The sequence below is a fragment of the Streptomyces shaanxiensis genome (genome assembly GCF_039537145.1).
In the GTDB taxonomy this organism is placed as follows: Bacteria; Actinomycetota; Actinomycetes; order Streptomycetales; family Streptomycetaceae; genus Streptomyces; species Streptomyces shaanxiensis.
The window spans coordinates 481,579-492,991 of the sequence record NZ_BAAAZY010000006.1; the positions used below are offsets into that span (position 1 = coordinate 481,579).

The 11,413-nt window shown below is 71.7% G+C and carries 13 protein-coding genes; 4 read left to right on the forward strand and 9 right to left on the reverse strand.

Features of this window, described 5'->3' with window-relative positions; all coding sequences use genetic code 11:
• Positions 1–100 precede the first annotated feature (100 nt).
• The 3 genes from ABD932_RS08945 to ABD932_RS08955 are packed head-to-tail and all read right to left on the reverse strand — an operon-like array spanning position 101 to position 2,791.
• A complete protein-coding gene (locus ABD932_RS08945) occupies positions 101–802 on the reverse strand; it encodes a response regulator (RefSeq protein WP_345010383.1) in 702 nt (233 codons plus the stop codon).
• On the reverse strand, positions 799–2,028 hold the full coding sequence (macS, locus tag ABD932_RS08950) for a MacS family sensor histidine kinase (RefSeq protein WP_345010384.1): 1,230 nt from the start codon (positions 2,026–2,028) through the stop codon (positions 799–801). The genes ABD932_RS08945 and macS overlap by 4 nt, the downstream gene beginning before the upstream one ends.
• A gap of 43 nt (positions 2,029–2,071) precedes the next feature.
• Entirely contained in the window at positions 2,072–2,791 is a 720-nt protein-coding gene (locus ABD932_RS08955; protein WP_345010386.1) for a lysophospholipid acyltransferase family protein, read from the reverse strand.
• A gap of 148 nt (positions 2,792–2,939) precedes the next feature.
• Between ABD932_RS08955 and ABD932_RS08960 the strand changes: the two genes are divergently transcribed.
• From ABD932_RS08960 to ABD932_RS08975, 4 genes are all read left to right on the forward strand, one after another.
• A complete protein-coding gene (locus ABD932_RS08960; RefSeq protein ID WP_345010388.1) occupies positions 2,940–3,719 on the forward strand; it encodes an alpha/beta hydrolase in 780 nt (259 codons plus the stop codon).
• Positions 3,712–4,353, forward strand: a complete 642-nt coding sequence (locus ABD932_RS08965; RefSeq protein ID WP_345010390.1) for a hypothetical protein — start codon at positions 3,712–3,714, stop codon at positions 4,351–4,353. Before ABD932_RS08960 ends, ABD932_RS08965 begins: the two co-directional genes overlap by 8 nt.
• A 211-nt stretch (positions 4,354–4,564) precedes the next feature.
• Positions 4,565–5,188, forward strand: a complete 624-nt coding sequence (locus ABD932_RS08970; protein ID WP_345010391.1) for an RNA polymerase sigma factor — start codon at positions 4,565–4,567, stop codon at positions 5,186–5,188.
• The gene (locus tag ABD932_RS08975; protein ID WP_345010393.1) at positions 5,181–6,206 is read left to right on the forward strand and encodes a CU044_5270 family protein; all 1,026 of its coding nucleotides are present in this window, start codon (positions 5,181–5,183) and stop codon (positions 6,204–6,206) included. The genes ABD932_RS08970 and ABD932_RS08975 overlap by 8 nt, the downstream gene beginning before the upstream one ends.
• Here ABD932_RS08975 and ABD932_RS08980 read toward each other — a convergent pair whose 3' ends face one another.
• From ABD932_RS08980 to ABD932_RS09005, 6 genes are all read right to left on the reverse strand, one after another.
• A complete protein-coding gene (locus tag ABD932_RS08980) occupies positions 6,207–6,956 on the reverse strand; it encodes an endonuclease/exonuclease/phosphatase family protein (RefSeq protein WP_345010395.1) in 750 nt (249 codons plus the stop codon).
• A 138-nt stretch (positions 6,957–7,094) separates the two neighbouring features.
• Positions 7,095–8,048, reverse strand: a complete 954-nt coding sequence (locus ABD932_RS08985; protein WP_126391575.1) for an ROK family glucokinase — start codon at positions 8,046–8,048, stop codon at positions 7,095–7,097.
• A 55-nt stretch (positions 8,049–8,103) separates the two neighbouring features.
• Positions 8,104–8,610: a DUF5304 domain-containing protein gene (locus ABD932_RS08990; RefSeq protein WP_345010397.1), complete on the reverse strand. Its 507-nt coding sequence runs from the start codon at positions 8,608–8,610 to the stop codon at positions 8,104–8,106.
• Positions 8,611–8,667: 57 nt separating this feature from the next.
• Complete coding sequence (locus tag ABD932_RS08995) at positions 8,668–9,846, reverse strand: ArsA family ATPase (protein ID WP_345010399.1); 1,179 nt, start codon at positions 9,844–9,846, stop codon at positions 8,668–8,670.
• A 133-nt stretch (positions 9,847–9,979) separates the two neighbouring features.
• On the reverse strand, positions 9,980–10,420 hold the full coding sequence (locus ABD932_RS09000) for an SRPBCC family protein (protein ID WP_345010401.1): 441 nt from the start codon (positions 10,418–10,420) through the stop codon (positions 9,980–9,982).
• A gap of 143 nt (positions 10,421–10,563) precedes the next feature.
• Entirely contained in the window at positions 10,564–11,361 is a 798-nt protein-coding gene (locus tag ABD932_RS09005; protein ID WP_345010402.1) for a metallophosphoesterase family protein, read from the reverse strand.
• Between the last annotated feature and the right edge of the window lie 52 nt (positions 11,362–11,413).

An 11,413-nucleotide genomic window follows, 5' to 3' on the forward strand; every position in this document is an offset into this window, starting at 1 on the left:
CGCTAGTGGTGATCCAGGTCACAGCGGGATGGGTCGGACCGGCAATTCCGGTGAACCGCCGGATGTTCGGTTTACGCGCCGTCAAGCCGACGGCCGACGATCACCCCTCGTCGAGGCCCCGCTCGATCGCGTACCGCACCAGCTCCACGCGGTTGTGCAGCTGGAGCTTGCCGAGGGTGTTCTGCACGTGGTTCTGGACCGTGCGGTGGGAGATGACCAGGCGTTCGGCGATCTGCTTGTAGCTCAGGCCCTTGGCGACCAGCCGCAGCACCTCGGTCTCGCGCTCGGTGAGCTGCGGGGCCTTGGGCTGGTCGGCGTCGGGGGCGGCGGGCCCGGGGTCGGAGGCGAGTCGGCGGTACTCGCCGAGGACGAGTCCGGCCAGGCCGGGCGTGAACACCGGGTCACCGACGGCGGTACGGCGCACCGCGTCCAGCAGTTCCTCCGTGGACGCCGACTTCAGCAGATAGCCGGTGGCGCCGGACTTCACCGCCTCCAGGACGTCGGCGTGCTCGCCGCTCGCGGACAGGACGAGGACGCGCAGGGCCGGGTTGTGGCCGACGAGCTCCTTGCAGACCTGGACGCCGGGCTTGGCGGGCAGGTTGAGGTCGAGCACGAGGACGTCGGGGGCGGCGGCCTTGGCGCGGCGTACGGCCTGGTCGCCGTCGCCCGCGGTGGCGACCACGTCGAAGCCGGACTCGGCCAGGTCGCGGGCGACCGCGTCGCGCCACATGGGGTGGTCGTCGACGACCATGACCCTGATCGAGCCCTGCTGTCCGTCCGGTCCGCTCGCGGTGTCCGTCATCGCTGCTCCGCCTTCCCCCGTGAAGCGCTGCTGTCCTTCGGTACTTTCAGTTCCACTTCGGTGCCCTGGCCCGGCACCGAGATCAGCTCGGCGCTGCCGCCGAGCTCCCGCAGCCGCCCCCGGATCGACAGGGCGACGCCGAGCCGCCCCTCCCCCTCGGCCTGGGCGAGCCGGCCCTCGGGGATGCCGGGGCCGTCGTCCCGCACGGTGACGATCACCGCGTCGGGCTCGTCCTCGACCAGGATCCACGCGCGCGCGTGCTCCCCCGCGTGCTTGCGGACGTTGTCCAGGGCGGCCCCCACGGCCGCGGCCAGCTCCCGCGCGGCGACCGGCGCAAGCGGCACCGGCGCGCCGGGCTCGGCGAGGTTCACCTTGGCGCCCGCGTACGGGGCGAGCAGCGCGCGGAGATCGACGGGACCGGTGGCGTCGTCGGGCTCTTCCACGGTCCGTACGACCGCCCCGTCCGCGGCGTCCTCGGACACCCGCGACACGGGTACCAGCCCGCCCGAGACCAGCGTGCGCAGCGCCACCTCCTGCTCGCCGGCCATGCGGCCCAGCTCGGCCGCCTCGCCGCCGATGACCGCGCCGCGCCGCTGCACCATCGCCAGCACCTGGAGCACGCTGTCGTGGATGTCCCGGGCGAGGCGCTCCCGCTCACGCGTGGCCGCCTCGATCTCCAGGGCACGGGCGAGGGTGCGCTCGGAGGCGCGGGCGACCTCGACGACGTACCCGATGGCGATGGAGGCGATCCAGACGAGCAGCACCATGTGGACGGTGTCGCGGGTCGGCACGCCGGAGCGGTGGACCAGGTTGGCGGCGGCGACCAGCGTCGAGGCGAACGCAGCCCAGCGCCAGCCGCCCTTGATGGCGAACGCCAGCACGGCGCCCGCGGTCCATATCGACGGCAGGGTCGGCGCCCCGGCGTCGATCCGCGCGGGCGTCTCGGCGAGCCGGGTGAGCAGGATGCCGGCCAGGGCGATGGTGAGGTCCACGGCGAGGAACCGCTTGGTGCAGTTCGCGGCGTTCGCGACCCTGGGCAGGGTGGCCAGCGTCCAGACGGCCAGTACGGCGAAGTAGGCGATGGCGACCCAGGGCCTGGCGACCTCGTCGTACGCGCTGATGAACAGCCCGATCGCGTACACCATGGTCAGCACCCGGTAGCCGGTCAGCGCACGCCACAGCGGCTGCTCGACGGACATCCTCATGACCCGCTCACGCTCGGCCACTTGCCCCCACCCCTTTGCCCCCTCGGCTCGGCTGCGGCCGACCCTATTCGGGCTGTTCCTTCTTCTTGCGCGCCTGTTCCTTCTCGGCCTTCGCCGCCTCCGCGATCTGCCGCTTGGCGGCGGTCGCGTAGATGTCGACGTACTCCTGGCCGGAGAGCTTCATGATCTCGTACATGACCTCGTCGGTCACCGCGCGGAGCACGAACCGGTCGTGCTCCATGCCCTGGTACCGGCTGAAGTCCAGGGGCTCGCCGATCCGGATGCCCGGGCGCATCAGCTTCGGCATGACCTTGCCGGGCGGCTGGATCTTCTCCGTGTCGATCATGGCGACCGGGATGACCGGCGCTCCGGTGGCGAGCGCCACGCGTGCGAGGCCGCCGGGCTTGCCCCGGTAGAGCCGCCCGTCGGGCGAGCGGGTGCCCTCCGGGTAGATACCGAACAGCTCACCGCGCTCCAGGACGTCTATTCCGCTCTTGATGGCCGCCTCGCCCGCCCCGCGCGCTCCGGAGCGGTCCACGGGCAGCTGGCCGACGCCCTTGAAGAACGCGGCCGTCAGCCGGCCCTTGACGCCCGGAGTGGTGAAGTACTCGGCCTTCGCGATGAAGGTCACCTTGCGGTCGAGGACCGCGGGCAGGAAGAACGAGTCGGAGAAGGACAGGTGGTTGCTCGCGAGGATCGCGGGGCCCTCGGCGGGAATGTTCTCCAGGCCTTCCACCCAGGGCCTGAAGGCGACCTTCAATGGTCCCCCGATGGTCACCTTCATCGCGCCGTACAACAACCGAGTGCCTCCTGTGTCTGTCGATCAGACCTTAACCCGGAGCACTGTCAAAGAGTCCGACGACCCTGGTCGGTGTCAGTACCGTCGCGTACGGTGAAGCACACCGTCCCTCTCACGAACAGGAGACCGTAAGGTGCCGGTCCTTCCTGGAGCCGAGCCATACCGCCATGAGGGCGGGGAGGTCGGGGTCCTCCTCTGCCACGGCTTCACCGGTTCCCCGCAGTCGCTGCGCCCCTGGGCGGAGTATCTCGCCGAGCGCGGGCTCACCGTCGCGCTGCCGCTGCTGCCGGGGCACGGCACGCGCTGGGAGGACATGGCGCTCACCGGCTGGCAGGACTGGTACGCCGAGGTGGACCGCGCCCTGCGCACCCTGCGCGACCGCTGCGAGCGGGTCTTCGTCGCCGGCCTCTCCATGGGCGGCGCCCTCGCGCTGCGGCTCGCCGCGAAGCACGGGGAGGACATCGCCGGCGTGCTCGTCGTCAACCCGGCGAACAAGGTGCACGGCCTGTCCGCGTACACCCTTCCGGTCTCCCGCCACCTCGTCCGCACGACGCGGGGGATCGCCAGTGACATAGCGAAGGAAGGCACCGTCGAGGTCGGCTACGACCGGGTGCCCCTGCACGCGGCCCACTCCCTGCGGAACTTCTTCCGCCTGGTCGACGGCGAGCTGCCGCAGGTCACCCAGCCGCTGCTGCTCCTGCGCAGCGACCGGGACCACATCGTGCCGGCCGCCGACTCGGCCCGGATCCTGAGCAGGGTGTCGTCGACGGACGTAACGGAGGTCGTGCTGGAACAGAGTTACCACGTGGCGACGTTGGACCATGACGCGGACCGGATCTTCGAGGAGAGCCTCGGGTTCATCGGCCGGCTCGCAACCGGCGTGGGCAAAGAAGGGACGACCGCACGTGGCTGAGCACGACTCCGACCGCGAGAGGCGCGAGGACCGCGACGATCGCGAGCCGGAAGAGCAGCACGTCCCGTTCGACGAGGACGCCGCCTGGGCCGCGATCGTCGCCGGGTACGGCGACGAGCCGAAGGACCCGCCGGGTGCGAAGCCGTTCAAGTCGGTGGAGGACCTGGCGCTGCTGGAGTCCGACCCGGACGACGACGGGGCGGACGACCGGTCCGAGGACGCGAAGGGCAGCCGGGACGAGCAGGACGACAAGGACGGGAAGTCCAAGGAGGACAAGCCGGCCAGGCCGCTGGGCAGCTCCGTCTCCTTCGCGCCCGGCGTCGGCGCCGGGCCGCGCGACTACACCGCGCCGGAGCCGTCCGAGGACGACTTCGACACCGACGACGAGGGCCACTTCGTACCGCCGGAGCCGCCGCCGCTGCCCGCCGCCGACCCGACCGCGAAGTTCGCCTGGCTCGCCGTGGTCGGCGGGCCGGTCCTGCTGCTGCTCGCCGTCCTGTTCGGCTGGGACATGACGTGGTGGCTGGCCACGCTGGGCATCGGCGGGTTCCTCGGCGGGTTCGCCACGCTGGTGATGCGGATGAAGACGGACGACGACGAGGACGACGACCCGGGACGCGGCGCGGTCGTCTGACACACCCCGGTGAGGGCCCGTCCGGAGACGCTCCGGACGGGCTTTCGCGTGTCTGCGTACGGCCCTCGCAGGCACCTCGGACATCTGCGAACCGCACCGCACCGAAAAGATCCGAAAAAGGGAACCCGATTCCGCCGACCGGCGAAGAAGAGGTGAACAACCCGAACAAGCCCAAGCCTTCGAGGCGTTCAGACGAACGAAAGGAGCCCCGATGACCGTCGGACCACCGGGCGTCGGCACCCGCGACGAGGAGCGCGAGGAGAGTGATGCCCGTGTGATCGCACGGTCCCGGGACGAGCCCGAGCTGTTCGCCGCGCTCTACGACCGGTACGCCGACGCCGTGCACCGTTACACGGCCCGGCGGCTCGGTCCCGAGGCGGCGGAGGATCTGATGGCGGAGACCTTCATCACCGCCTTCCAGCGGCGCCACACCTACGACCTGGGGCGGGACGACGCCCGCCCCTGGTTGTTCGGCATCGCGACGAACCTCGTGAGCCGGCACCGCCGGGCCGAGGCGCGCCGGTTCAAGGCGCTCGCCCGGCTGCCGGAGCCGGTGGAGCACGAGGAGCCGGTCGCCGACCGGGCGGTTTCCAGGGCCGGTGCCACGGGGGTGCGCCGGGAACTGGCAGCCGCGCTGTCCGGGCTGTCCGCCCGGCACCGCGATGTCGTACTGCTGGTGGCCTGGGCCGGCCTCGACTACGAGGAGGCGGCCCAGGCCCTCGGCGTGCCCGTCGGCACGGTCAGATCCAGGCTGCACCGGGCTCGCAGCAGATTGCGCGAAGCACTGGGCGGATCCGATCCGACGGCATTCCGAGAGGCAGACGCCCATGCGTGACATCGACGAACCGCAAGAGCTGTACGAACTGCGAGAACTGAGGGACTTCGACCCGGGGGCCCCGCCCCTCGACGCCGCGACCCGGCAGCGGGTGCGGTCCCGCCTGCTCGCCGCGATGGACCGGCCCGCTCCGGTCGTACGGCCGCGCCGCCCGGTCCTGCGCATCGCCCTGACCGGCGCGCTCGCCGCGGCCGTCGCCGCCGGCGTCCTGGTCGCCGTGCGCGACGACGGCGGCGCGGGCCGGGGCCGGACGGCGAACCCGCCGGCGACCAGCGCGCCGGTCATGCAGAACGTGAGCGCGCAGACCGTGCTCAACGGGGCCGCCGCCTACGAGCGCAGGCACGAGCGGACGGTCACCCCGCGTGACGACCAGTTCATCTACACCAAGGAGATCATCAAGGAGACCAACCAGAAGACCGGTGAGACGAAGAGCTACGTCGACGAGAACTGGCGGTCGGTCGACGGCTCGAAGAAGTCCTGGATCATGGAAATCGGCAACGGATGGTGGTCGCCGCCGCTGGAGGAGAACCAGAGCAGTTGGCCCCCACAGGACTGGGGCACGCTGCGGAAGCTGCCGACCGATCCGAAGAAGCTGATCCTCGAGATCAACCGCGACTGGGCCATGGGCGGGAAGACCGACTCGCTGGACGACATCGACGACGAGTCCTGGTCGCACATCCACTTCAGCCTCGCCGGGCTGCTCAAGCTGGTACCGGTGATGCCGGAGGGGCTGCGCCCGGCGGCGTACGAGGCGCTCGGGATGGTGCCCGGGGTGAAGGCGGTGCCGAACCAGCAGGACGCGAAGGGTCGCATCGGCGTGGCCATCACGTACGACGACCCGACGCAGCCGGGGGCCGGGGGCTTCGGCGGCTACTTCGTCTTCGACCCGAGGACGTACCGGTTCCTCGGCTTCCGTGACGAGCGCACCTCGGGCGACGGCGCGTCCATGAAGACGTACACCCAGCTCTCGTACCTCGACAGCTGGGCCGTCGTCGACAAGGTGAAGCAGCGGCCGTAACTACGCGGTGGCGGGCACCCTGAGGGCGGCCAGGACCGGAAGGTGGTCCGTGGCCGCCCTCAGGTCTGTCTGCGTCACTCCGGGCTGGCCGAGGGGAACGCCGCAGCCGACCACCTCGATGCCCTTGGTGGCGAAGATCGCGTCGATGCGCTGGTGGGGGTCGATCGGGGTCGAGGTGTACTCGGTGCCCCAGGGGGCGGTGGCCCAGCAGTCCTGGAGGCCGGCGGCGATGCGGCGGAAGGTACGGCCGCCGGGCCGCTCGTTCAGGTCGCCGCCCGCGATCGCGTGTTCCACGCCCATGGCGGCCAGCCGGTCGAGGAGCATGCCGCCCTGCTCGTAACGCTCGTCCTTCTGGAGGCTGAGGTGACAGCTGAGGACGCCGAGGCGGGCGCCGCCGTAACGGACCACGGCGGTCGAGAAGCCGCGGCGGTGCAGGCCCGGGGTGAGGGGGAGAAGGACGTCCTCGGTGCGTTCGACGGTGGCCCGCAGGGAGCACAACAGAGCGGGGCCCGACGCGGTGGCGCCACCGGAAAGGATCACCAGGTTCGCCGCGCGGGCCAGGCGGGCGAGTTTCTTGCGCCAGCGGAAGAAGCGGGGGGCTTCCTGGACGAGGACCAGGTCGGGGGCGCAGGCGCTGATGACGCGGGCGAGGGCCGTGGTGTCGTCGCGCATCGAGCGGATGTTGTAGCTGAGGACGCGGATGACGGCTGAACCGTCGGGCTCGGTGTGGGAGTTGGGCAACAGCGCCATGCGGGTCAATCTACGCCCAATGGCTCGGGGCGCGAGGTGAGTGCGCGACTGCCGGTTCGTCGTGGCTTGTCGCGCCCACGCGGCGGAGCCGCATGTATATACAGCCCCGCGCCCCTGAGGGCGTCACATGACCGTGAGCTACATGATCGGGTCGGGCTCCCGGGCCAGGTCCGCCGCGCCGACCAGGCCCGCCTTGTTGCCGAGCTGGGCCGCGATGACGTCGGCCACCGGGCGCCAGTTGCCGCCGACCAGCCAGCGCTTGTAGGACTTGCGGATCGGGTCGAGGACCAGTTCGCCCTCGTCCGAGAGGCCGCCGCCGACGATGAAGGCGGACGGGTCGAAGAGGGAGGCGAGGTCGGCGAGGCCGGCGCCCGCCCAGCGGGCGAGTTCGCGGTAGGAGTCGACGGCGACCGGGTCGCCCTGGCGGGCGGCCATGGAGATGTGCTTGCCCTCGATGCCGTCGGGGGTGCCGTCGCCCAGGCCGAGCAGGATCTCGGCGTTCTCGGGGGTGGCGTTGGCGCGCTGCTTGGCGTATCTGACGAGAGCGCGCCCGGAGGCGTACTGCTCCCAGCAGCCCTGGCTGCCGCAGCCGCACAACAGGCCGTCCGGCACCATGCGGATGTGGCCGAACTCGGCGGCGACTCCGTAGTGGCCGCGGCGCAGCTTGTTGCCGATGATGATGCCGCCGCCGAGGCCGGTGCCGAGGGTGATGCAGATGACGTTGCGGTGGCCCTTGCCCGCGCCGAACTTGTACTCGCCCCAAGCGGCCGCGTTGGCGTCGTTCTCGACGACCACCGGGAGGCCGACGCGGGTCTCGACCTTCTGCTTCAGCGGCTCGTTGCGCCAGTCGATGTTGGGGGCGAAGTAGACCTCGGAGCGCTGACGGTTGACGTATCCGGCCGCACCGATACCCACGCCGACGATCTCGTGCCCGGCGCGCGCGCCCTCCACCGCGGAGGCGATGGCGTCCACGATCCCGTCGGGCGTGCCCGGGGTCGGCACCTTGTGGGTCGAGAGGATGTTGCCTTCCTCGTCGACCACACCGGCCGCGATCTTGGTACCGCCGATGTCGACGCCGATGGTGAGTCCCATGAATCCCTCAGTTTCGGTCGAGCCCCGCTATGGCCAACCGTACCCGAGGGGGACGTCAGTCCAAGTCGATGCGCTGGCCGGGGCCGGTGCCCTCGCCGGGGTCGCGCTTGTCGTCGTCGAGCTCGTCCAGCTCCTGGGCGTCGTTCGTGGGGCTCGTCCAGCGCCGTTCCTGGTTCTGGACCGCGGAGCGGTAGGCGGCGAGGAGTTCGTTGCCGGCAGCGGCCAGGTGGTCGAAGACGTCCGGGTTGCGCTCGATGACGGGCTCGACGGCGGCCTTGGCCTGCTCCACGACCTGCTTGACCACCTGCTGGGCGGCGGGTCCGGCGACCGCGCCGAGCAGCGGGGACTGGATGGTCGAGAGCTTGTCCGCGACGGCGTCGACGAGCTTGCGCAGTTCCTCGGCGGCCGAGCCCGGGGGCGGGCCGTGCTGCCCACGGCGACGGGCCTTCTCCGCCGCGAGGTCCTCGGCGCACGCCGTCGCCCAGGCGTCGGCGTCGGTCGCCCGCTCCTCGTCGACAGCCTTCCGCTCGGTGGCTTCGGACGGGGGGAGCTCTTCGCTCATGACGGACTCCTGACTACGGTTCGTCTCTCCGACGTTACCCGAACGGCCGTACCTGCTTCACCGTGTCCGCGGCCATAGATCCGGGTCCGGCGCGAACCGGATCCGCAGCTCGCCGTCCCGCAGCGCGGCCCCGTCCACCCCGCACCGGCGCAGGGCTGACGGCAGCGGCACGATACGCCGGAACTGGCCCGCGGTGACGACGAGTTCGTCGCCGCGCCGGATGAGGTCGAGCTCGTCGCGTTCGGCGCCGGGCAGGGGGATGCTCCAGACGAGGACGCCGTCGTCGGCGAGCCGGTCGGTGACGGGCCACTCGACGGTGGAGGAGGTGCCGTTGACGGCGGGCACGGCGAGGGCGGCGAGGTCGTCGGCGCCACGGGGATCCCGCCCGAGGTGGGCGATGTCGTGGACCTCGTGGCCCTCCTCCCGCCACTCCTCCAGGACCTTGCGCTGCTGGGCGACGGGCCCGGCGAGCCAGCTCCCGGCCGCCGCCTCCGCCTCCGGCAGGACCCGGTTGGCGATCAGCACGTCGGGGCGCAGGCCGCGCAGCGCGAGGGCGAGGCCGGCGGCGCGCACGGCGTCGGCGCCGCCCGGGCCCGGCTCGGCGACCAGCCGTACGACGGTGTCGCGGTCGGCGACGACGGCCTCCACGGCGGCGAGCTCGACGTCCCAGCGGGCCGCGGTCTCGTACAGCCACTCCGCGGGCATCGGTACCCCGGCCAGCCGGCCGAGGACGGGCCGCAGGGCACGGGCGGCCTGCCGTTCGGCCGGGATCAGCCGGCGCAGATAGCGGCGCAGCTCTTCGGGCAGGGAGAGCAGGGCGAGAGCCTGCGGGGTGGCCGGCAGGTCGACGACGAGGAGGTCATGGGCCTCGGCGAGCGCGGCGTCGCGGAGGGCACGGAGCAGTGCGAGTTCCTCGGCGCCGGGGAGGGGGGTGACCTCCTCCGGGTCGAGGCGGGAGGCGCCGAGGAGGTCGAGGGCGGAGGCGGCGCGTTCCTGGAAGGCGGCGAGGTCGTCCCGGAAGCCGGTGGCGGCGTCGGGGCGCCAGGCGGCGAGGTTCTCGGTGACCTTGGTGGGAGCCGCTCCCGTCCGCACGCCGAGCGCCGCGCCCAGGGTGTCGGTGCGGTCGGCGCCGAGGACGAGGGTGCGGGTGCCTTCGCGGGCGGCGGCGAGCGCCGTGGCGGCGGCGATGGTGGTACGGCCGCTGCCGCCAGGGCCCGTGATCAGGATCGTGCGCATGGGGGTGAACCGTAGCCGACCGTCCAGCCCGTCCGGCGTTCGAGGACGAGGCCCTTTAAGGGCCGAAGCGGGGTCTGGGGGCGGCAGCCCCCAGGGACGGGACGGGACGGGTAGGGGCGGCGGGGGCGAGAAACTACCGCCCCGACTCCACCCGCTTCTTCAGCCCAGCCAGCGCCCGGTCGATGATGACCTTCTCGGCCTTCCTCTTGATCATCCCCAGCATCGGGATCTTGACGTCCACCGTCAGCTGGTACGTGACCTCGGTCGAACCCGCCCCCGCCGGCTTGAGGATGTACGAGCCGTCGAGCGACCGCAGCATCTGGGACTTCACCAGCGTCCAGGAGACCTCGTGCTCGCCGGTCCAGGTGTACCCCAGCACCTGGTCGTCCTTGATCGCGCCGGCGTCCATGACGAGGCGGACCTGCTCGGCGCGGCCCTGCGGGTCCGTCGCGAGGACCTCCGCCTCCTTCACCTCGCCGGTCCAGTCCGGGTAGCGGGCGAAGTCGGCGATCACCCCCATGACATCGGCCGGTGCCGCCTCGATCGTGATGCTCGAGCTGGTGTGTTCCGCCATCGCCGTGGCTCCTCCAGATGCGGGCCGGTATGAAGTCGTGGTGCGCACGCGTGTGCAGCGTGAAGGCTACCGCGCGCCCGACCGGCCGACTTCACCCCCACCTGCGCCGTCGTCGCGAAAACGCCCACCCCGCCCGAATTCACTCACCATTCCAGCGCCCACGGCTTCCCCGACCCGGCGAAGTGCCCCACATTCACGCACTCCGTCGCCCCGATCCGCATCCGCCGGGCCAGCGGCTGATGCACATGACCGAAAAGGGAGTAACGGGGGCGGGTACGGCGAATCGCCTCGAGCAGCGCCCGGCTCCCCCGCTCGAAGCGCCGCGCCACCGTGTCGTACACCAACTCCGGGACCTCCGGCGGAATGTGCGTGCACAGGACGTCCACCTCGCCCACGGCCTCGATCTTCGCCGCGTACTCCTCGTCGCTGATCTCGTAGGGGGTGCGCATGGGGGTACGCAGGCCGCCGCCGACGAAGCCGAAGACCCAGCCCCCGATCTCCACCCGCTCCCCGTCCAGCACCGTCGTGCCCGGACCGGCGTACTCCGGCCACAGAGGCGGCATGTCGACATTGCCGTAGGTGGCGTACGTCGGTGTCGGGAACGCCGCGAACATCTCGGCGTACTGCTTGCGGACCGCCTTCTCGATCACCGGGCCCCGGTCCGAGCCGATCCCGGCCCACAGCCGCCTGCCGAGCTCCCGCGCCTCGTCGAAGCGCCGGGCGGTGCGCAGTTCCACGATGCGGTCGGCGTTCTCCACCCCGAACAGGTCGGGGAAGATGCCGCGCGAGTGGTCGGCGTAGTCCAGGAACAGCACCAGGTCGCCCAGACAGATCAGGGCGTCCGCGCCCTCGCCGGCCCTGGCCAGGTCGCGGGCGTTGCCGTGTACGTCGCTGACCACATGGACGCGCGTCCTGCGGTTTCCCGTCGGTGTCGGTGCCATGACGATCAAGGGTAGGCGTGTGCGGCATACGTGAACAGTGCCGGGCGGACCG